Raw genomic sequence first — 19,631 nt, 5'->3', positions numbered from 1 at the left:
ATCGCACACGAGCTCGACAGATACGGGATGGCTTCCGCAAAAGTCGCTGAGCGCTGCTGAGGACGCATCAGACGGCCTCCGCCTGTGTGTGGAGGGTCTGGGTGGGGAGAGGGCGGGGGGGTGGTGCTAGAGGCCCCTTCTGGGCGCTCTTTGCCGCCAAGCAGGTTGGGTGCAGTTCCGTTAAGGCAAGGCGGCGCCAGCCCTCAGATGGGTAGCGCCCACTGGTGTGGGTGGCGGCGGGGCCCATACGGTTGGGCATGCTGATCAGCTCCTATCGCTGATGGCCAGGTCCCCGGACGTCGCCCGTCGCGGGGACCTCTTTGTGTACGGCGGCCCAGAGGGTGCGGCCGGTCAAGCTGCTGGCGAGGAGTCCGAATCGATCGGCCTCCGCCATCACTGCCAGGACGTCCCGCCACGCATCGGCGGGCAGCGCCTCCGGCACCTCCGCTTCGATGGAGGCGTAACGGGCGTGTTCCTCCACGCGAGTGGTCAGTCCGAGGTCGGACAACCGAGCTGCGATGCCTTCGGCCCTTCCTTCCGAAGCGGGCACAGGGGCCTCCGGTCGCAATGCGGTTACGTGGAGTGAAGCTAGTTAACTAGGTTAGAGCTAGTGGACTAGATTTTCTACATGCCTGAGCAGCCGCCTTATCTCCGCATCGCCGATGTACTGCGGCAGCGGGTCGCGGATCACGAGTGGACACCTGGCGACCGGCTCCCTTCACGAGCCCAGATCGCCCAGGAGTGCGGTGTCGGCGAGAACGTGGTCCGCCGGGCGCAGGAACTGCTGATTTCGCAAGGTGTGCTGGAAGGCCGCGCGGGCTCGGGTACGTACATCGCGGAGCCCCGTCAGCGCGTCCGGGTGGTGCGCTCCTCTGCCCGCGAGCAGCTCAGCAGCTCCCCGTTCCGCGCGGACATGCAGGCCCTGGGCAAGCAGGGGAACTGGGAGAGCCGGACGGAGGCGAAGGTGCCCGCGCCGGCCGAGATCGCGGCGCGGCTCGGGATCGTCGAGGGCGAGCTGTGCGTGCGCACGGTGTACGAGTTCCTCGCGGACGGCAGGCCGGTGCAGTTGTCGACGAGTTGGGAGCCGTACGGGCTCACCGCCGGCACACTCGTGGTCCTGCCCGAGGGTGGGCCGCATGCCGGTGCTGGCGTCGTGAACCGGATGGCCGTCATTGGGATCACGGTCAGCCACGCCGTGGAGCAGCCGGAGCCGCGGCAGGCGACCGCCGAAGAGGCGTCGCTTCTCGGGATCCAGAAGGCTGCCCTGGTGACCCACATTCGACGGACCTACTACAGCGACCAGGGGCAACCCGTGGAGACGGCCGACATCGTCGTTCCCGTCGCACTGTGCGAGGTCGTGTACGAGATTCCGATCAGGAGCTAAGTGCTGTCACGTGGAGGGTCGACGGCCGGGTCCGGCCCCGGGGAGTCAGACCCTGACGGCATGATGTCCTCCGTGACGAACAGCGCAGACCTGCATCCTGACCGGATACCGGGGTACGACGGCGGCCCCCTCACGCACGAGGACGGGTTCCTGGACGAGCCGTTGTTCTGGCTTGGACACCTCTGCTCGTGTGTCCATTCCGAGGGAGCCGCGGAACTGCTCTTCGGCGCTGACTACGACGCGGCAGGCGAGTTCCAACGGCGGTTGTGGGAACAGGCCAAGTGGCCGACGTTCACCATCCCCCTTGCCGGCCATCACCGTTTCCACGTCGTCTATCGCACCCTCACGGGCGAGGCCGGCACCGACTACCTCCTCCACCATCCCGACTGGGAGGAGGCCGAGCTCCTCGCCCAGGACGACGGGCACTTCATGGGGCCGGGCCTGTCTTGGCCCGAGCTGGTGGCGGCTGCGGACAACGCACTGGCCGGCGGGAGTACCACCGACCCCCACGCCCGGCTGCTGCTCCTGCTTCCCGCGTTGGGCGACGACGATCTACCCGACGATGCCGTGGACCGCCTGGCGGCCGCGCTGCGCGCTTGTACGAGCGTGGACGACCCCGAGGCCCTCGGAACTGCCCTCCTGGACGCTCAGGGGGCACCAGGCCCCGCTCGGTGGACAACAAACGACCGCGGTTCCTCCGTCAACGACGGCGCGTACTCCTTCCGCAACCCAGCCAACCACTTTGCGCTGCCAGCCGATCGGTTGTCCCGCGTGGCCGCCGCGCTGGCCCCTTGACCCGCGTCGCCCCCTCAACTCGGTGTCCGGCGCGTGTCCCCCGCGTGCCCGACCGGAGGGGGCCGCTAAGGGCATAGCGGGGAACAGCAGCGAGAGGGCAGGAAACCGGCAGGTCAGCGTCTTGGCTCGTCAGGGGCGATGCGGGTACGCGATCTTCCAAACTAGCTACGCGGGTTCGATTCCCGTCACCCGCTCTTCCTGGCCGAGGGCCGGGTCGGAGGTTCGTTCCTCCGGCCCGGCCCTCGGTCGTTCCCCGGCCCGTCGGGCCGGGGTCAGAGCTTGATGCCCGCGATGGTGTCCGCCAGGGAGTTCAGGAAGCGGTTGACGTCCGGGGCGATGGAACTGGACGCCAGGAAGAAGCCGAAGAGGACCGCGACGATCGCCGGGCCGGCCTTGATGTGGCTGCCACGGATCAGCACCACCAAAATGATCGCCAACAGAACCACCACTGACAGCGAAATGGCCACTACTGATCACACCTTCTGTCGTCCCCTGGTCGGCCTGGGGCGCATGCCCCCACAAGGACCATCCTCCCACCAACCGGGCCCCGCTATCCGTCTCGTGACGAATCGCCATGGCGGGTTTTCGCGCGCGGCGCGGGGGTCAAGGGGTGGGCAGCCCGAGGAGGGAGCGGACATACGCATACTTCGCGGACAGCCGGTCGCGGGTGGGGCCGTCCAGGACCGCGAGGCGGGCGGGGTCGGCGTTGTGCGCCAGGTCCGCCTCCTTGACCAGCAGGGCGCCCGGAGTGGCGCGGATGCGGGCCGTGTACTCCTCGACCGGCTCGCCCGGGATCTTGGTCAGCGCGATGACCATCGACTTGACCCCGGCGGGGAGGGCGGCCGATTCGAGCCAGGCGGGGGTGAGGGCGTGGTCCTCGATCGCGTCGTGGAGCCAGGCGGCGGCCTGCTGCTCGGGCGTGCCGCCGCGCAGGCGGACGCCTTCGGCCACGGCGGCGAGGTGCTCGGCGTAGGGGCGGCCGGCCTTGTCGGTCTGGCCCTCGTGCGCCGCGCGGGCGAGGGCCTCGACTTCGAGGAGGGTCAGGGCCCGGTCCGTCATGTGAGCTCCCTTGCTGCCGTCCGGAGGGCCTGGGCGGCCCGGCGCACATCCGCCTCGGTGGTGCGCCAGTTGGAGAACGCGGCGCGCAGGGCGGGGGTTCCCTCGTACGTGGTGGGGGTGACGAACACCTCCTGCCGGACGGACTCCCGCAGGGCGGTGAGCCGGGCGGGGGTGGGGCCGTCGGCGAGGGTGAAGCAGACGACGTTGAGGCGGACCGGGGCGAGGACGGTGAAGGCGGGGTCCGCGGAGAGCTCGGCGCCGAGGGCGCGGGCGCAGGCGGTGTCGCGCTCGACGATCTCCCGGTGGCCCTGGCGGCCGTACGCGCGGAGCGTGAACCAGGCGGCGAGGGCGCGCAGCCGGTGGGAGTTCTCCGGGGTCAGGTGGACCAGGTCGGGGTGGTCGCCGAGGGGCCCGAGGTAGGCGGCGGCGTTCTGGAAGACGCGCGCCTGGAGGTCACGGCGGCGGGTGAACTGGACGGCGCTGTCGTAGGGGACGTTGAGCCACTTGTGCAGGTCGACGCAGACGGAGTCGGAGGCGTCGAGGCCGGCGGTGAGGTGGGCGTGCTCCGGGGAGAGCGCGGCGAAGGCGCCGAAGGCCGCGTCGGTGTGGAGCCAGAAGTCGTGCCGCGCCTTGAGGGCGGCCACGGCCCGGAGGTCGTCGAAGTCGACGGTGTTGACGGTGCCGGCGTTCGCGACGACGACGGCGGGGCCGGGGGTGTCGGCCAGGGCGCGGTCGAGGGCGGCGGGGTCGACGGCCTCCCGGCCGGGGAGGGTGGGGACGGCGACCAGGGCGTTCCGGCCGAGGCCCAGGAGGGACAGGGCCTTGGCGATGGAGGAGTGCGGGGCGCCGGAGAGGACGCGGACGGGGCCGAGGGCTGCCGCCCCGTCGTCGGAGGGCGAGACGCCGGCCCTTTCGCCGAGCCATTCGCGGGCGATGGCGAGGCCGGCGGTGTTGGACATGGTGGCGCCGCTGACGAAGGTGCCGGTGTGGGCGGGGGTGAGGCCGAAGAGGTCGCGGAGCCAGCCGACGGTTTCGCGTTCGAGGTCCTGGCCGGCGCCGTCGAGGGCGGAGTTGCTGTTCTGGTCGTGGGCGGCGGTCAGCCAGTCGCCGACGAGGGCGGCGGGGGTGGCGCCGCCGGAGAGGCGGGGGGCCCAGCGGTGCTGGAAGGCGGCGAGGGTGGCCCCGGCACCGGAGCCGTGCTCGGGGAGGGGTTCGGGGGTGAGGGGGGCCGTCGTCGGGAGTACGGGGCGGGCGTCGAGGGTGGTGAGGGCCTCGGTGGCGGCGAGGCGGGTGGCGTCGAGGAGGGCGGGGAGCCGGGCGAGGTCGGCGGCGAGGGTGGGGTGCATGGGGGCACGGTAGGGGGCGGCGGGGTGGTGGGGGCGGGCCAATCCGGGGGCGGTGGCCGGGGGCGGGGGCGCGGCGCGAGCGACCGCGGGCTGCGCCCGGGACTCCCGGGGCTCCGCCCCGGACCCCGCGCCTCAAACGCCGGCGAGGCTGGATTTAGCGCGCCGCGAACCGCGGCGGGGCTTGGGTTTGGCGCCGCGAATCCCGGGGACGCTGGATTCGGCGCCGCGAACCGCGGCGGGGCTGAACGGGTGGGTCACGGGGAGCGGCGGATGAGGAGGAGGGCGCGGTCGTCGTTGACGTCCTTGGCGACCTTCTCGATGAGGTGCCAGGCCGCGCCGTCCCAGCCGGCGGCGACGTAGCGGTCGGCTTCGCCCGTCAGCCGGTCGATGCCCTCGCTGATGTCGCGGTCCGCCGTTTCGACCAGGCCGTCCGTGAAGAGCATCAGGACGTCGCCGCGGCGGAGGCTCCCGCGCGCCGGGGTGAATTCGACGCCGTCGTAGACCCCGAGCAGCGGCCCCTCGCCGGAGACCTCCCGCCAGCGGCCGGTGCCCGCCGAGAGCTGGAGGGCGGGCAGGTGGCCCGCGGAGAGGAGTTCGTAGTCCCCGGTCTCCAGGTCCAGGACGAGGTGGATGGAGGTGGCGAAGCCCTCCTCCCAGTCCTGGCGCAGCAGGTAGCCGTTGGCGGCGGGCAGGAACCCGTGCGGGGGCAGCGCGCCGAGCAGGCCCCCGAAGGCCCCGGAGAGCAGCAGGGCCCGGGAGCCCGCTTCCATGCCCTTGCCGGAGACGTCGGTCAGCACGATCTCCAGGGTGCGCCCGCCGTTCGTCCGCGCGGCGACGACGAAGTCCCCGGAGAAGGACTGGCCGCCGGCCGGCCGCAGGGCCATCTCGCGGTGCCAGCCGGTCGGCAGGGCCGGCAGCTTGCTCTGCACCCGGATGCGTTCGCGCAGGTCGAACAGCATGGTGCCGCCGCGCCGCCACGGTACGCCGACCCGGCTGCGGAACTGGGCGATGACCAGCCCGAAGAACCCGCAGGCCGCGACCACCAGCACCGTGCCGGGCGTGACCCGGGCCGGCCCCTCCGTGTACGGGCCGAGTACGAGGGCCTCCACGATCAGGGCGACGGCGGAAGCGGCGTACAGGGCGAGCAGGCTGGCCGGCCGCAGCAGCAGGCCCCCCGCCACGATGGGCAGGACGAGCGCCGACGGCGAGAACCAGACGGGCACCATCAGTGTGCCGAAGGCGATGGCGGGCACGGTGAGGAGCAGGCCCCCGAAGGCCAGCCAGTCGGAGGCGTCGCCGCGGAAGTAGTCGACGGCGGATTTGCGCACGCCGGTGCGGGCCCGGTGCGACAGCATGCGCGTCCGGGCCATGAGCGTCTCCACACGTGCTCCGGCCATTGCTTCGGGACCCTATCCATCCTGGCTGTGCGCGCGCAGGGGTACCCCCGGACCTGCGGCCCGCCGAAGGTCGAAATCACTTCGACTGGACGGGATTGCCCTGGTAAGGATGCCCATATGGCTCTTGAGACGCGGGTATTGCAGGCTGATGAGTGGGATGTCTGGTACGACCACCTTGAACTGGCGTTCGGCGGTGTGCCCGAGTCCGCCGAGGAGCGCGAACTGTACGAGTCCCTCACGGAGTTGGATCGCTCGCTGGGCGTCTGGGACGGCGAGGACTGTGTGGGTTCGGCGGGTGCGTTCAGCTTCCGGATCTCGGTGCCGGGCGGGGTTCTGGTGCCCGCCGCGGGGGTCACGATGGTGGGTGTCGCGCCGACCCATCGCCGGCGCGGGGTGCTGACCTCGCTGATGCGCCGCCAATTGGACGACGTCCGGGCGGGTGGTGAACCGCTCGCCGTGCTGACGGCCTCGGAGCCGGAGATCTACGGGCGGTTCGGCTACGGCGCCGCCACCTACGCGCTGGCCCTGGAGATCGACACCAGCCGGGTACGGCTCGGCGTGCCGCCGGGGACGGACGCGGTCCGGCTCCGCCTCGTGGACCCGGACAAGGCCCTGGCCGACTGCGAGCGGGTCTACGCCGCCCTGGTGCCGCGGCGGCCCGGGATGCCCACCCGGCAGCCGGGCTGGGAGCGGCAGGCGCTGCTGGACCCGGAGTCCGGGCGCGCGGGCGCCTCGCCGCTCAAGTGCGTGGTCGCCGAGGCGCCGGACGGTCAGGTGGCCGGGTACGCCCGCTACCGGGTGAAGGTGGACTGGGAGGCCACCGGCGCGGCCGGGACGGTGGAGGTGGCGGATCTGGACGCGCTGGACCCGGCGGCGTACGCGGCGCTGTGGCGCTACCTCTGCGAGATCGACCTGACCTGGACCGTACGGGCCTCGGGGCGCCCGGCGGACGATCCGGTGCTGCACCTGGCCAACGACGTACGGCGGTGCCGGCCGAACCCGCGCGACGCGCTGTACGTGCGGCTGGTGGACCTCGGGGCGGCCCTGGAGGCGCGGCGGTACGCGACGCCGCTGGACGTGGTCCTGGAGGTGGAGGACGCGTTCTGCCCGTGGAACGAGGGCCGCTGGCGGCTGCGCGCCGGGCCGGAGGGGACGGCGTCCTGCGTGCGCAGCGCGGATCCGGTGGACCTGGAGCTGTCGGTGCGGGACCTGGGTTCGGCGTACCTGGGCGGGATCACGCTGACCTCGCTGGCCGGGGCGGGCCGCGTCCGCGAGCTGCGCCCGGGCGCGCTGGCCCGGGCCTCGCGGGCGTTCGCGGGGGACGTCGCCCCCTGGCTCCCGCACGGCTTCTAGCGCGCGGCTAGCGGGTCTGGCAGGCCGGGCACCAGAAGAGGTTGCGGGCGGCGAGACCGGCGGTGCGGATCTCGCCCCCGCAGATGTGGCAGGGCAGGTTCGCCCTCCGGTAGACGTACACCTCGCCGCCGTGGTCGTCGACCCTGGGCGGGCGGCCCATGGCCTCGGGGAGGTGCTCGTCACGGACGGTGTCGATCCGGTTGTTCCGTACGCCCTCGCGCATGAGGTCCACCAGATCGGCCCAGATCGCGTCCCATTCGGCCCGCGTCAGGTCCTTGCCGAGCCGGTACGGGTCGATGCCGTGCCGGAAGAGGACCTCGGCGCGGTAGACGTTGCCGACGCCCGCGATCACCTTCTGGTCCATGAGCAGCGCGGCGACGGTCGTACGGGAGCGGGAGATCCGCCGCCAGGCCCGCTCGGGGTCGTCGGCCGGGCGCAGCGGGTCGGGACCGAGCCGCTCGTGTATCGCCTTCTTCTCCCCCTCGCCGAGCAGTGCGCAGGCGGTCGGCCCGCGCAGGTCGGCCCAGTGGTCCGGGTTGGCCAGGCGCAGCCGGACGGTGCCGGTGGCGGGCGGGGCCGGGGCGGGGCCGAAGCCGAGCTTGCCGAAGAGGCCGAGGTGGATGTGGACCCAGGCGTCGCCGAGCTCCAGGAAGAGGTGCTTGCCGTGGGCCTCGGCGCTCTCCAGGGTGCGCCCGTCGAGCAGGGCGGCGCTGTCGGCGAACCGGCCCTGCGGGCTGCTCACCCGTACCGGGCGGCCGGCGAAGCGCTCGGTGTGGTCCTGGGCGAGGCGGTGGATCGTATGCCCCTCGGGCACGGCGAGGCTCCTGACGGCGACGAGCGGTGAGGCGACGAGCGGGGGACGAGCCGGAAACGGCGAAGGAGGCAGCCGTGCCGCCGGGGGCCGGCGGCACGGCCCGGCTGGTCGGGCGGGTCAGCCCTGCGGGTGGTGGGCCGGGATCGGGGGGAGCTCGCCGGTGGTCTCGTAGGCGGTGAGCATGTCGATGCGGCGGGTGTGGCGCTCCTCGCCGGAGTACGGGGTCGCCAGGAAGGCCTCGATGAAGCTGACGGCCTCGTCCTGGGTGTGCATGCGGCCGCCGACGGAGATCACGTTGGCGTTGTTGTGCTCACGGCCGAGCTTCGCGGTCTCGACGCTCCAGGCCAGGATGGCGCGGACGCCCTTGACCTTGTTCGCGGCGATCTGCTCGCCGTTGCCGGAACCGCCGATGACGATGCCGAGGCCGTCGGCGTCCGCGGCGGTCTTCTCTGCGGCGCGCAGGCAGAACGGCGGGTAGTCGTCGACGGCGTCGTAGATGTGGGGCCCGCAGTCGACGGGCTCGTGGCCGTTGTTCTTGAGCCAGTCCACGAGGTGGTTCTTCAGCTCAAAGCCGGCATGGTCAGATCCGAGGTACACGCGCATGGTCCGAGTGTGGCACGGCCGCCCTGGACTGCTGCTGGAGGGTGCCGGGCGGAGTGTGGCATGGGTCACTCGGCAAGCTCAATTTATCCCCAACAACCCAGACGGGACGGGGTGGGACGAAGGTCCCGGACTTTAGCCCCGGGCAACCTTCCGGAACCAGGTCTTCCGTCTGACGTTCATCTCAGGTTTCAATGCCGGGACTCGCAACCCGAGAACCTAAGGAATCGTCCATGAGCTCCACGACGACCCTTCAGAAGGCAGGCGACCCCTCCGGCACCCCCGGCGACGCCAAGCCCTCCGATGGTCTGAAGGCCGGTCTCAAGAACCGCCACCTGTCCATGATCGCCATCGGCGGTGTCATCGGAGCAGGACTCTTCGTCGGCTCCGGCGGCGGCATCGCCAAGACCGGTCCCGCCATCCTCGTGTCATACGCACTCGTCGGCGCGATGGTCGTCTTCGTGATGCGCATGCTCGGCGAGATGGCCGCCGCGAGCCCGAACTCGGGCTCCTTCTCCGCTTACGCCGACCGTGCGCTCGGCCGCTGGGCCGGCTTCTCCATCGGCTGGCTGTACTGGTTCTTCTGGGTCGTCGTCCTGGCCGTGGAGGCCACCGCCGGCGCGAAGATCCTCGAAGGCTGGATCCCGGCCGTCCCGCAGTGGGGCTGGGCCCTGATCGTGATGGCGGTGCTGACCGTCACCAACCTCGGCTCGGTCGCCTCCTACGGCGAGTTCGAGTTCTGGTTCGCGGGCATCAAGGTCGTCGCCATCGGCGCTTTCGTGATCGTCGGCATGCTCGCCGTCTTCGGTGTGCTGCCGGGCTCGGACAACCCGGGCGCGGGCTTCGCGCACCTCACGGACGCCGGCGGGTTCATGCCCAACGGCTGGGGCTCGATCCTCACCGGTGTGCTGATGGTCGTCTTCTCGTTCATGGGCAGTGAGATCGTCACCCTGGCGGCCGGCGAGTCCGAGGACCCGCGCCGTGCGGTCACCAAGGCCACCAACTCGGTGATCTGGCGCATCGGCGTCTTCTACCTGGGCTCGATCTTCATCGTCCTGACGCTGCTGCCGTGGAACGACGCGTCGATCGTCAAGAAGGGCTCGTACGTCGCCGCCCTCGACTCGATCGGCATCGCGCACGCCGGCCAGATCATGAACGTGATCGTCCTGACGGCCGTGCTGTCCTGCCTGAACTCGGGCCTGTACACCGCTTCGCGCATGGCGTTCTCGCTGGGCGAGCGCGGTGACGCACCGAAGGCGTTCGCCAAGGTGAGCAAGAACGGCGTGCCGACCGCCGCGATCCTCGGGTCCGTGGTCTTCGGCTTCCTCGCCGTGTACTTCAACTACGCGTTCCCGGACACGATCTTCGACTTCCTGCTGAACTCCTCGGGTGCGATCGCGCTCTTCGTGTGGCTGGTCATCTGCCTCACCCAGCTGCGGATGCGCCGGATCCTGGAGCGCGAGGCGCCGGAGAAGCTCACCGTCAAGATGTGGCTCTTCCCGGGCCTCACCTGGGCCACCGCCGCGATGATCACCTTCGTGCTGGCCTACATGGTCTACGACAAGGACAACCGCGAGACGGTGTTGCTGTCGCTGCTCGTCGCGGCGGTCGTCATCGTGATCGGCGCGGTCCGCGACTGGCGCCGCAAGGCCGCCACGGCCGCGTAGTCCTGGGAGTCCTCCCCCGCGTGAAGCAGCCCCGGACCACCGCTCGTGGTCCGGGGCTGCTGCGTACGCGCGTCCGTGCGCGGGCCGGTCAGCCGCGGTCGAGGAGCTTCCACGTGGTGGGCAGCAGGCCCATCGCCAGGGCCGCCTTGACGGCGTCGCCGATCAGGAACGGCGTCATGCCGCCCGCGACGGCCGCGCCGAAGGACATCCCCGTGGCCAGCGCCAGGTACGGGACGCCCACCGCGTAGACGATGGCGGAGCCCAGCACCATCGTGGCAGCCGTACGCGGGACGGAGCGGTCGGCGCCGCGCCGGGCGAGGGCGCCGACGACGGTGGAGGCGAGCAGCATGCCGAGGACGTAGCCGAAGGTGGCGCCGCCCGCGCCCGAGGCGCCGTGCGCGAACCACGGCACGCCGGCCATGCCGACGAGGGTGTACAGCGCCATGGACAGGAAGGAGCGGCCGGGGCCGAGCGCGGCGCCGATCAGCAGCGCGGCGAAGGTCTGTCCGGTGATCGGCACGATCAGCCCCGGCACCTTGACCGCGACCTGGGCGGCGGCGCCCATCAGTGCGGCCGCGCCGACGACGAGCGCGACGTCGCGGACGCGGCTCGCGGGCAGCAGGTCGGCGAGGACGGCGCCGGGCCGGGAGGTGACGGAAGCAGTGCTCATCAGGGGACTCCGCGTGGGGGTGAACGGGTGACGGGACGATCATCGACGTTAGTCCGGGGCCGGTCGCCGCCCCACCGCTGCCAGGGACAAGCCGTACCGTCCGGTTTGGTGGGGAGTAGACAAAAACCCCTCACCACACCAGAGTTGCAGTGATCCCCATCACGACCCAGTAGAGACTTCACGTCCGTTTTGCGCAGACAGACGCCCTCCGGCGAGACTGTAGGGTCCCTCCAACCTGCGCGAATACCCATCGCCACCAGGCCGAACGAGAGTACGAGCCCACCCTCATGCGCGACCGCCTGACCGACTTGCCCGCCCCCGCGGACGGGCTTTCCCCCGAACCCCTGAGCCACAGCCTCAAGCAGCGCCACCTGACCATGCTCGGTCTCGGCGGAGTGATCGGCGCCGGGCTCTTCGTCGGCTCCGGCGCCGGCATCTCCATCGCCGGACCGGCGATCATCTGCTCGTACCTGCTCGCCGGTGTCCTCGCGATGCTGGTGATGCGGATGCTCGGCGAGATGTCCGCCGCGATGCCCGCCTCCGGCTCGTTCTCCGTCTACGCGGAGAAGGCGCTGGGGCGCTGGGCGGGCTTCTCGGCGGGGTGGCTGTACTGGTTCCTGCTGGTCGTGGTGCTCGCCGTGGAGGCGACCGGCGCCGCGAAGATCGCGAACGGCTGGATGCCGTCGGTCGACCAGTGGGTCTGGGTGCTGGTCCTCATGGTGGTGTTCACCGTCACCAACCTGACCGCGGTGAAGAACTTCGGCGAGTTCGAGTTCTGGTTCGCGGCCCTCAAGGTCGGGGCCATCGTGCTGTTCCTGATCCTGGGGACGCTGGCCGTCTTCGGCCTGCTGCCCGACACCGACCCCGTCGGCGTGCAGAACCTGAGGGGCCACGGCGGGTTCTTCCCCAAGGGGTTCGGCGGGGTGGTCGCCGGCCTGCTCGCGGTCGTCTTCGCCTTCGGCGGCCTGGAGGTCGTCACCATCGCGGCCGCCGAGTCCGACGACCCGGCCCGGTCCGTCGCCCGCGCGGTTCGCAGCGCGGTGTGGCGCATCCTCTTCTTCTACGTCGGCTCGATGGTGGTGATCGTGACCCTGCTGCCGTGGGACTCGCTGGAGCCGGGGCAGAGCCCGTACGTGGCCGTGCTCGACTCCATCGGCATCCCGTCGGCCGGTCAGATCATGGAGATCGTGGTGTTCGTGGCGCTGCTGTCCGCGCTGAACGCCAACCTGTACGGCTCCTCGCGCATGGTCTTCTCGCTGGCCGAGCGGGGCGACGCGCCCCAGGGACTGCTCAAGGTGTCGAAGGGCGGGGTGCCGCGCCGTGCGGTGTTCGCCTCGGTGGCGTTCGGGTTCGTGTCGGTGGTGCTGAACCTGCTGTGGCCGGACACGGTGTTCCTCTACATGCTCAACGCGGTCGGCGCGGTGCTGCTGTTCGTGTGGGCGCTGATCGCGGTCTCGCAGCTGCGGTTGCGCGGGCGGATCGAGCGGGAGATGCCGGAGCGCTTGACGCTGCCGATGTGGTGTTTCCCGTACCTCACCTGGGTGGCGCTGCTCGGCATGGCGGCCGTGCTGGTGCTGATGCTGTTCGATGATTCGGCGCGGCCGCAGCTGCTGTGGTCCTCCGGTGCCGCGGCGGTGGTGCTGGTGATCGCGGGCGTACGGGAGCTGCGCGCCCGCCGGAGCTGAACCTCCCCTTCCGTGAAGGCCCCCCGTGCACGCGCCGCGGGGGGCCTTCGCGCGTCAGGTGCGCAGGTAGGAGGCGCCGTTGACGTCGAGGACCGCGCCCGAGCTCCAGCGTGCGGCGGGTGAGGCCAGGTGGAGCACGGCGGCGGCCACCTCCTCGGGTGTGCCGACCCGTCCGAAGGGGCTCTGCGCCCGGATCCGCTCGCCCTCTTCGCCGTCGAGCCGGCCGGCGACCCGCTCGGTGGCCACGAAGCCGGGTGCCACGGAGGCCACAGCGATGCCGTGCGGCGCCAGGGAGACGGCGAGCGACTGGCCGAGTGCGTGCAGGGCCGCCTTGGTGGCACCGTAGGCGGGGTGGTCGGGCTCGCCCCGGAAGGCCCCGCGCGAGCCGATGTTGACGATGCGGCCCTCCCGCCGGCCGTCGATCATGCGGCGGGCGACGCAGTAGGAGAGGTCGGCGGGACCGAACAGGTTCACGGCGGCCGTGTGCCGCCATGCGTGCTGCCACTCCTCGTACGAGGTCGCGGGCAGCGGGTGGGCGACCATCACCGCGGCGTTGTTCACCAGCACGTCCACCGCGCCGAGCGCCTCCTCCGCCGCGGCCGCGAGCTCCTCCGCCCGGGCCGGGTCGCCGAGGTCGCTGGTGACGAGGACGTGGCCGTCGCCCGGCAGGTCCGCGAGGGTCCGCTCGGCGTCCGCGTGCCGGGCCGTGCAGTGCACCGCGACCCGGTCGCCCTGTTCGGCGAAGGCCGCGGCGATGGCCCGCCCGATGCCCCGGGAGGCTCCGGTGACGAGCACGCCCCGGCCCGTCGCGGCCAATTCCCTTGTGCCGTGGTCCATTCGGCTCTCCTGCCCCTGCCCTGCCCTGCCCTGCCGTGCCGTCAGCGTACCGAGATGATCACGGCCGGTCATCCGGGTGTCCGGATAGCGGACATCGACCATCCGGAGAGCGGACAGCGGTGAAGCTGGGGCACTTCACCCCGTCCACCCGCACACCGGACAGGCACTCCCCATGAGCCGTACCACCACCACTCCTCCCCGCGCCCCGGGCGCGGACGCCGCCGGGGCACCCCTCGCAGGCGGCCTCAAGCAGCGCCACCTGTCGATGATCGCGCTCGGCGGGGTCATCGGCGCCGGCCTCTTCGTCGGCTCCGGCGCCGGCATAGCGGCCGCGGGCCCCTCCATCGTGCTCGCCTACGCCGTGTCCGGGCTGCTGGTGATGTGCGTGATGCGGATGCTGGGCGAGATGTCCGCGGCGAATCCCGCCTCGGGCTCGTTCTCCGTCCACGCCGAGCGGGCCATCGGCCCCTGGGCGGGGTTCACGGCAGGCTGGATGTTCTGGACGCTGCTGTGCGTCGGCGTGGCCATCGAGGGGATCGGGGCGGCGCACATCATGACGGGCTGGTTCCCGGGCACCCCGTCGTGGATGTGGGTGCTGCTCTTCATGGTGGTGTTCACCGTGAGCAACCTGACCGCCGTGAAGAACTTCGGCGAGTTCGAGTTCTGGTTCGCCGCCCTCAAGATCGGGGCGATCGCACTGTTCCTGGGCCTCGGGGTGCTGGCCGTCCTCGGGCTGCTGCCCGGGACCGCCTCCCCCGGCGCCGCGCACCTCGTCCACGAGGGCGGCTTCCTGCCCCGCGGGGTGGACGGGCTGCTGGTGGGCCTGCTCGCGTCCGTGGTCGCGTACGGCGGTCTGGAGACGGTGACGATCGCGGCCGCCGAGTCGCGGGACCCGGTCGAGGGGGTGGCCCGGGCCGTGCGGACCACCATGTGGCGGATCGCGATCGTCTACGTCGGCTCGATGCTGGTCATCGTCACGCTGCTGCCGTGGAACGACCCGGCGGTGGTCGAACAGGGCCCGTACGCCGCCGCCCTGGACCGCCTGGGCATCCCGGGCGCCGGCCAGATCATGAACGTGGTCATCCTGATCGCCCTGATGTCCGCGATGAACGCCAACATCTACGGCTCCTCGCGGATGGCCCACTCGCTGGTGTCCCGGGGCCAGGGGCCGAGGGCGCTGGGCAAGGCGAGCGGCGGTGTGCCGCGCCGGGCGGTGCTGGCCTCCTCCGGGTTCGGCTTCGTCACCGTGCTGCTGTCGTACTGGTACCCGGACACCCTGTTCGCCTGGCTGCTGAACATGGTGGGCGGGGTGATCCTCGTCGTCTGGGGCTTCATCGGCGTCTCGCAGGCGGTGCTGCGCCGCCGCCTGGAGCGGGCGGCGCCGGGGAAACCGGTCGTGCCGATGTGGGGCTTCCCGTACCTGACGTGGGTGGCGCTGGCCGCGGTCGCCGGGGTGCTGGTCCTGATGGCCGTCGGGGAGGACACCCGGGTCCAGGTCCTCTTCACCGGCGGGCTGACTGCCGTCCTCGCGGTGACCGGCCGGGTGCGCGAGCGCCGGGCCACGGCCGCCGCGCGGACCTGACCCCTCCCGCGCGCCCCCAGGCGCATCCCCGGGCGCGTCCCGTGCGAAGGCACGGGGCGCGCCTTTCGCATGCCGTGGAAGGCGGGTGACCCTTACGTGTGTTCAGGAATAGATACTGCTAGCGTGCAGTTGCGCATGGATTGCAATAAGCAGTTGGCACGCTGAGGGGACCGGATACACGCATGGCCATCTACACGCTTCCTGAGCTTCCGTACGACTACGCGGCACTTGAGCCGGTGATCAACCCGCAGATCATCGAGCTGCACCATGACAAGCACCACGCGGCCTACGTCGCCGGCGCCAACACCACGCTGGAACAGCTGGCGGAGGCGCGCGACAAGGAGAACTGGGGCGCGCTGAACGGCCTGGAGAAGAACCTCGCGTTCCACCTTTCCGGCCACATCCTGCACAGCATCTACTGGCACAACATGGCCAGCCCGAAGACCGGCGAGGGCGGCGGCGAGCCCACCGCCGCCGACGGCCTGGGCGACCTGGCCGACGCGATCACCGAATCCTTCGGCTCCTTCGGCGCGTTCAAGAAGCAGCTGACCTTCGCGGCGTCCGCCACCCAGGGATCCGGCTGGGGCGTGCTCGCGTACGAGCCGATCAGCGGCCGGCTGATCGTCGAGCAGGTCTACGACCACCAGGGCAACGTCGGCCAGGCCTCCGTGCCGGTCCTCGTGTTCGACGCCTGGGAGCACGCGTTCTACCTCCAGTACAAGAACCAGAAGGTCGACTTCATCGAGGCGATGTGGAAGGTCGTCAACTGGCAGGACGTGGCCGGGCGCTACGCCGACGCCAAGGCCAACACCCCGCTGCTGATCCCCGCCAAGGGCTGATCGGCGCCACCGGCCCGTCCGCCTCGTGATCGTCTTCTCAGCCTTCACCGGCGGGCGTGCACAGCGGAAGACCCCCGTGAGGACGTGACTCGCGGGGGTCTTCTGTGCACCGGATCCGGGCGGCGGCTACGCGAAGACGGGGCCCCGGGTACGGGTGCGCTTGATCTCGTAGAAGCCCGGGGTGGACGCGACGAGCAGCGTGCCGTCCCACAGCCGGGCGGCGGCCTCGCCGCGCGGGGCCGGGGTCACGACCGGCCCGAAGAACGCCACCTCGGCGCCGTCGGCGCCGGGTACGGAGATCACCGGGGTGCCGACCTCCTGGCCGACGCGCTCGATGCCGTTGTTGTGCGAGGCGCGCAGCACCTCGTCGTACTCGTCGGAGTCGGCGTAGGCGAGCAGCTCGGCCGGGAGCCCGACCTCCGCCAGCGCCTCCGCGATGACCTCGCGGGTCGCGCCCTTGTCCTCGTTGTGGATGCGGGTGCCGAGGGCCGTGTAGAGCTTGCCCGTGACCTCGTCACCGTGCTTCTGCTGGGCGGCTATGACCACGCGCACCGGCGCCCAGCCCTTGGGGCCGAGGATCTCGCGGTAGCGCTCGGGCAGCTCTTCGAGCTTGTTCTCGTTGAGGACGGCAAGGCTCATCACGTGCCAGCGGACCTCGACGTCGCGCACCTTCTCGACTTCGAGCATCCAGCGCGAAGTCATCCACGCCCAGGGGCAGAGCGGGTCGAACCAGAAATCGACCGGGGTCTTCCCGCGCGCCTGCGTGTCGGCCATGTCTCTCCTCAAGTCGTTCACCCGTATCCGGTCAGCCTGCCCCCTGCCCAACCAGCACCGGGCCGCTCCCATTCCCCCCGTGCGAGGATTCGACGCAAGACCGCGATCACGCACGAAGGAGTGCACGTGCCCGGAGAGAATCTGTCCCGTGACGAGGCCCGCGAACGGGCCGAGCTGCTGTCCGTCGACGGATACGAGGTGTCCCTCGACCTGAGGTCGGCGGTGGACGAGGCCGAACCGGCCGAGGGGCCGCGCACCTTCCGCTCGGTGACGACGATCCGCTTCCGGGCCGCGGCTCCGGCCGCCGCCACGTTCGCCGACCTGATCGCCCCGTCGGTGAACGCGATCACCCTGAACGGGCGCGCCCTGGACCCGGCCGCCGTCTTCGACGGCTCGCGGATCGCGCTGGACGGCCTCGCCGCCGAGAACGTCCTGGTGGTCGACGCGAACTGCGCCTACAGCCGCACCGGCGAGGGCATGCACCGCTTCGTGGACCCGGAGGACGGCGAGGTCTACCTCTACACCCAGTACGAGCCGGCCGACGCCCGGCGGGTGTACGCGAACTTCGAGCAGCCGGACCTGAAGGCGCCCTACCGCTTCGAGGTCACCGCGCCCGAGGGCTGGCAGGTGTGGAGCAACGGGGTCGAGGAGTCCCAGGAGGGCCGGACCCGGCGCTTCGCCGAGACCGCCCCGATCTCGACGTACATCACCTGTGTGGTGGCGGGCCCCTACCACTACGTCACGGACACCTACACGCGCGGGGACCTGACGATCCCGCTGGGCGCGATGTGCCGCAAGGGCCTGGCGAAGCACTTCGACGCGGACGACGTCTTCCTCGTCACGAAGCAGGGCTTCGACCTGTTCCACGAGCTGTTCGACTACCCGTACCCGTTCGGCAAGTACGACCAGGCCTTCGTGCCGGAGTACAACCTGGGCGCGATGGAGAACCCGGGGATGGTGACGTTCCGGGAGGAGTACATCTTCCGCGGGAAGGTCACGCAGGCCTCCTACGAGCGGCGCGCCAACGTCATCCTGCACGAGATGGCGCACATGTGGTTCGGCGACCTGGTCACCATGAAGTGGTGGGACGACCTGTGGCTCAAGGAGTCCTTCGCCGACTTCATGGGCTCGTTCGCACTGGTCGAGGCGACCCGGTTCGACCAGGCGTGGGTGACCTTCGCCAACAACCGCAAGGCATGGGCCTACCGGGCCGACCAGCTGCCCTCCACGCACCCGATCACGGCCGACATCCGTGACCTGGAGGCCGCGAAGCTGAACTTCGACGGGATCACCTACGCCAAGGGCGCGGCGGTGCTCAAGCAGCTCGTCGCGTACGTCGGCCGGGGGGCGTTCCTGGAGGGCGCGCGGCGCTACTTCAAGGCCAACGCGTACGGGAACACCACCCTGGACGACCTGCTGTCGGTGCTCGGGGAGGTCTCCGGCCGGGACATGGCCGCATGGTCGCGGGCCTGGCTCCAGACGGCCGGGGTGAACGCGCTGACGCCGGTGGCGACCTACGACGCGGCCGGCCGGATCACCGAACTCGCGGTGGTGCAGGAGGGCGACCCGCTGCGCCCGCACCGGGTCGCGGTGGGCCTGTACCGGCTGGAGGACGGCGCGCTCGTGCGGTACGCGCGGACCGAGGCGGACGTCGCCGGGGCGCGTACGGCCGTGCCGGACCTGGCCGGGCAGGAGCGGCCCGATCTGATCCTGGTCAACGACGACGACCTCACCTACTGCAAGATCCGCTTCGACGAGGCTTCGCTGGCGACGCTGCGCACGCACCTGGGCGGCGTACGCGATCCCCTCGCCCGGGCGCTGTGCTGGTCGGCGCTGTGGAACCTGACCCGCGACGCCCTGATGCCGGCCCGCGACTTCGTCTCGCTGGTCCTGGCCCACGCGGGCCGCGAGAGCGACCTCGGCGTGCTCCAGATGCTGCACGCCCAGGCGCTGACGGCCGTCACCCACTACGCGGCGCCCGAGTGGCGCGAACAGGGCGGCCGGGCGCTGTCGGCGGTCGCGCTCCAGGAACTGCGGTTCGCGGAGCCGGGGTCCGAGCACCAGCTGGTCTGGGCCCGGTTCTTCGCGGCGGGCGCGACCACGGAGGGGGACTTCCAGCTGCTGCTGGGGCTGCTCGACGGTTCGGCGCGCATCGACGGGCTGGAGGTCGACCAGGAGCTGCGCTGGGACTTCCTGCTGCCGCTGGCCGCGCACGGGGCGGTGGACGAGGGCGCCCTGTCGGCGGAACTGGCGCGCGACGACACGGCGTCGGGGCGCCGCCACCACGTGCGGTGCCTGGCGGCCCGGCCGTCGGCGGCGGTCAAGGACCAGGCGTGGGCGACGGTGGTGGAGTCGGACGCGCTGTCGAACGCGCTGGTCGAGGCCACGATCGCGGGGATGCAGCAGTCTTCGCAGCGGGCCCTGCTGGCGCCGCACGCCCCGCGCTACTTCGAGGCGATCGAGCGGGTGTGGGCACAGCGGTCGATCCAGATCGGGATGGACGTGGTGAAGGGCCTGTACCCGGCCCTGCAGGACTCGCAGGCCACGCTGGACGCGACGGACGCGTGGCTGGCCGGGCACGAGGCGGCCCCGCCCGCGCTGCGACGGCTGGTCATCGAGTCCCGGGACGACCTGGCCCGCGCGCTGCGTGCGCAGGCCTGTGACGCGGGCGCCGGCACCGCCGGATAGCGCGGACGCGCTTCCCGTCCGGACGCTCCCAACAGGTCCGGGCGGGAAGCGAACGGCGGTATCGGCTTTCGAACGGCCGTACTTTAGTGCGGGCTTGTCCCGATTTGCCGACGGGAACGTAACAGGGGTTAGCGGGCCCCC

The 19,631-nt window shown here is 71.5% G+C and carries 18 protein-coding genes; 8 read left to right on the top strand and 10 right to left on the bottom strand.

Going from position 1 to position 19,631, the window contains the following annotated elements; all coding sequences use genetic code 11:
* Positions 1-271 precede the first annotated feature (271 nt).
* Entirely contained in the window at positions 272-550 is a 279-nt protein-coding gene (locus ACWGH1_RS06490) for a hypothetical protein (RefSeq protein WP_329195238.1), read from the bottom strand.
* Between the two features lie 78 nt (positions 551-628).
* On the opposite strand from ACWGH1_RS06490, the gene ACWGH1_RS06485 reads away from it, so the two are divergent.
* Together ACWGH1_RS06485 and ACWGH1_RS06480 are read left to right on the top strand one after the other, a co-directional pair.
* Positions 629-1,384, top strand: coding sequence for a GntR family transcriptional regulator (locus ACWGH1_RS06485; RefSeq protein ID WP_453408477.1), 756 nt, complete (start codon positions 629-631; stop codon positions 1,382-1,384).
* 72 nt (positions 1,385-1,456) lie between these two features.
* A complete protein-coding gene (locus ACWGH1_RS06480; RefSeq protein ID WP_453353770.1) occupies positions 1,457-2,179 on the top strand; it encodes a hypothetical protein in 723 nt (240 codons plus the stop codon).
* A 272-nt stretch (positions 2,180-2,451) separates the two neighbouring features.
* Here the strand turns inward: ACWGH1_RS06480 and ACWGH1_RS06475 are convergent, their stop codons facing one another.
* The 4 genes from ACWGH1_RS06475 to ACWGH1_RS06460 all read right to left on the bottom strand — a co-directional run bounded on the left by ACWGH1_RS06475 (position 2,452) and on the right by ACWGH1_RS06460 (position 5,981).
* Positions 2,452-2,646: a hypothetical protein gene (locus ACWGH1_RS06475; RefSeq protein ID WP_136216973.1), complete on the bottom strand. Its 195-nt coding sequence runs from the start codon at positions 2,644-2,646 to the stop codon at positions 2,452-2,454.
* A gap of 136 nt (positions 2,647-2,782) precedes the next feature.
* Positions 2,783-3,238 carry an HD domain-containing protein gene (locus tag ACWGH1_RS06470; RefSeq protein WP_453357462.1) on the bottom strand — a complete coding sequence of 152 codons (456 nt, stop codon included), beginning with the start codon at positions 3,236-3,238 and terminating at the stop codon, positions 2,783-2,785.
* Entirely contained in the window at positions 3,235-4,584 is a 1,350-nt protein-coding gene (locus ACWGH1_RS06465) for a pyridoxal phosphate-dependent decarboxylase family protein (protein ID WP_453408476.1), read from the bottom strand. Before ACWGH1_RS06465 ends, ACWGH1_RS06470 begins: the two co-directional genes overlap by 4 nt.
* Positions 4,585-4,838: 254 nt before the next feature.
* Entirely contained in the window at positions 4,839-5,981 is a 1,143-nt protein-coding gene (locus tag ACWGH1_RS06460; RefSeq protein ID WP_453408475.1) for a PP2C family protein-serine/threonine phosphatase, read from the bottom strand.
* 117 nt (positions 5,982-6,098) lie between these two features.
* On the opposite strand from ACWGH1_RS06460, the gene ACWGH1_RS06455 reads away from it, so the two are divergent.
* On the top strand, positions 6,099-7,334 hold the full coding sequence (locus tag ACWGH1_RS06455) for a GNAT family N-acetyltransferase (protein WP_453357026.1): 1,236 nt from the start codon (positions 6,099-6,101) through the stop codon (positions 7,332-7,334).
* Between the two features lie 7 nt (positions 7,335-7,341).
* Here the strand turns inward: ACWGH1_RS06455 and ACWGH1_RS06450 are convergent, their stop codons facing one another.
* Together ACWGH1_RS06450 and ACWGH1_RS06445 are read right to left on the bottom strand one after the other, a co-directional pair.
* The gene (locus ACWGH1_RS06450; RefSeq protein ID WP_453357028.1) at positions 7,342-8,148 is read right to left on the bottom strand and encodes an Fpg/Nei family DNA glycosylase; all 807 of its coding nucleotides are present in this window, start codon (positions 8,146-8,148) and stop codon (positions 7,342-7,344) included.
* A gap of 117 nt (positions 8,149-8,265) precedes the next feature.
* A complete protein-coding gene (locus tag ACWGH1_RS06445) occupies positions 8,266-8,751 on the bottom strand; it encodes a ribose-5-phosphate isomerase (RefSeq protein ID WP_361311040.1) in 486 nt (161 codons plus the stop codon).
* Between the two features lie 230 nt (positions 8,752-8,981).
* On the opposite strand from ACWGH1_RS06445, the gene ACWGH1_RS06440 reads away from it, so the two are divergent.
* Positions 8,982-10,415: an amino acid permease gene (locus ACWGH1_RS06440; protein WP_453357457.1), complete on the top strand. Its 1,434-nt coding sequence runs from the start codon at positions 8,982-8,984 to the stop codon at positions 10,413-10,415.
* Between the two features lie 88 nt (positions 10,416-10,503).
* Here the strand turns inward: ACWGH1_RS06440 and ACWGH1_RS06435 are convergent, their stop codons facing one another.
* Positions 10,504-11,085, bottom strand: coding sequence for a biotin transporter BioY (locus ACWGH1_RS06435; RefSeq protein WP_453356112.1), 582 nt, complete (start codon positions 11,083-11,085; stop codon positions 10,504-10,506).
* Between the two features lie 287 nt (positions 11,086-11,372).
* Between ACWGH1_RS06435 and ACWGH1_RS06430 the strand changes: the two genes are divergently transcribed.
* Positions 11,373-12,770, top strand: coding sequence for an amino acid permease (locus ACWGH1_RS06430; protein ID WP_453356113.1), 1,398 nt, complete (start codon positions 11,373-11,375; stop codon positions 12,768-12,770).
* A gap of 54 nt (positions 12,771-12,824) precedes the next feature.
* Here ACWGH1_RS06430 and ACWGH1_RS06425 read toward each other — a convergent pair whose 3' ends face one another.
* Positions 12,825-13,607: an SDR family NAD(P)-dependent oxidoreductase gene (locus ACWGH1_RS06425; protein ID WP_453356114.1), complete on the bottom strand. Its 783-nt coding sequence runs from the start codon at positions 13,605-13,607 to the stop codon at positions 12,825-12,827.
* Positions 13,608-13,779: 172 nt separating this feature from the next.
* On the opposite strand from ACWGH1_RS06425, the gene ACWGH1_RS06420 reads away from it, so the two are divergent.
* Both ACWGH1_RS06420 and ACWGH1_RS06415 read left to right on the top strand, forming a co-directional pair.
* Positions 13,780-15,189: an amino acid permease gene (locus ACWGH1_RS06420; protein WP_453356115.1), complete on the top strand. Its 1,410-nt coding sequence runs from the start codon at positions 13,780-13,782 to the stop codon at positions 15,187-15,189.
* Positions 15,190-15,371: 182 nt separating this feature from the next.
* Positions 15,372-16,028, top strand: coding sequence for a superoxide dismutase (locus tag ACWGH1_RS06415; protein WP_453353690.1), 657 nt, complete (start codon positions 15,372-15,374; stop codon positions 16,026-16,028).
* Between the two features lie 126 nt (positions 16,029-16,154).
* Here the strand turns inward: ACWGH1_RS06415 and ACWGH1_RS06410 are convergent, their stop codons facing one another.
* Positions 16,155-16,802, bottom strand: coding sequence for a mycothiol-dependent nitroreductase Rv2466c family protein (locus ACWGH1_RS06410; protein ID WP_453353691.1), 648 nt, complete (start codon positions 16,800-16,802; stop codon positions 16,155-16,157).
* Positions 16,803-16,928: 126 nt separating this feature from the next.
* On the opposite strand from ACWGH1_RS06410, the gene pepN reads away from it, so the two are divergent.
* Positions 16,929-19,490, top strand: coding sequence for an aminopeptidase N (pepN, locus tag ACWGH1_RS06405; protein ID WP_453353692.1), 2,562 nt, complete (start codon positions 16,929-16,931; stop codon positions 19,488-19,490).
* The last annotated feature ends 141 nt before the right edge of the window (positions 19,491-19,631 follow it).

The organism is Streptomyces sp. NPDC054883 (assembly GCF_053610645.1).
This window is presented reverse-complemented; position numbering and strand designations above follow the sequence as displayed.

Bases quoted from the DNA above. Each gene is read 5' to 3' on its own strand.
- ACWGH1_RS06415 (WP_453353690.1), top strand. From the start codon at position 15,372: ATGGCCATCTACACGCTTCCTGAGCTTCCGTACGACTACGCGGCACTT.
- ACWGH1_RS06445 (WP_361311040.1), bottom strand. From the start codon at position 8,751: ATGCGCGTGTACCTCGGATCTGACCATGCCGGCTTTGAGCTGAAGAAC.
- ACWGH1_RS06470 (WP_453357462.1), bottom strand. From the start codon at position 3,238: ATGACGGACCGGGCCCTGACCCTCCTCGAAGTCGAGGCCCTCGCCCGC.
- ACWGH1_RS06425 (WP_453356114.1), bottom strand. From the start codon at position 13,607: ATGGACCACGGCACAAGGGAATTGGCCGCGACGGGCCGGGGCGTGCTC.
- ACWGH1_RS06430 (WP_453356113.1), top strand. From the start codon at position 11,373: ATGCGCGACCGCCTGACCGACTTGCCCGCCCCCGCGGACGGGCTTTCC.
- ACWGH1_RS06420 (WP_453356115.1), top strand. From the start codon at position 13,780: ATGAGCCGTACCACCACCACTCCTCCCCGCGCCCCGGGCGCGGACGCC.
- ACWGH1_RS06485 (WP_453408477.1), top strand. From the start codon at position 629: ATGCCTGAGCAGCCGCCTTATCTCCGCATCGCCGATGTACTGCGGCAG.
- ACWGH1_RS06440 (WP_453357457.1), top strand. From the start codon at position 8,982: ATGAGCTCCACGACGACCCTTCAGAAGGCAGGCGACCCCTCCGGCACC.
- ACWGH1_RS06460 (WP_453408475.1), bottom strand. From the start codon at position 5,981: ATGGCCGGAGCACGTGTGGAGACGCTCATGGCCCGGACGCGCATGCTG.
- ACWGH1_RS06465 (WP_453408476.1), bottom strand. From the start codon at position 4,584: ATGCACCCCACCCTCGCCGCCGACCTCGCCCGGCTCCCCGCCCTCCTC.
- ACWGH1_RS06435 (WP_453356112.1), bottom strand. From the start codon at position 11,085: ATGAGCACTGCTTCCGTCACCTCCCGGCCCGGCGCCGTCCTCGCCGAC.
- ACWGH1_RS06455 (WP_453357026.1), top strand. From the start codon at position 6,099: ATGGCTCTTGAGACGCGGGTATTGCAGGCTGATGAGTGGGATGTCTGG.
- ACWGH1_RS06410 (WP_453353691.1), bottom strand. From the start codon at position 16,802: ATGGCCGACACGCAGGCGCGCGGGAAGACCCCGGTCGATTTCTGGTTC.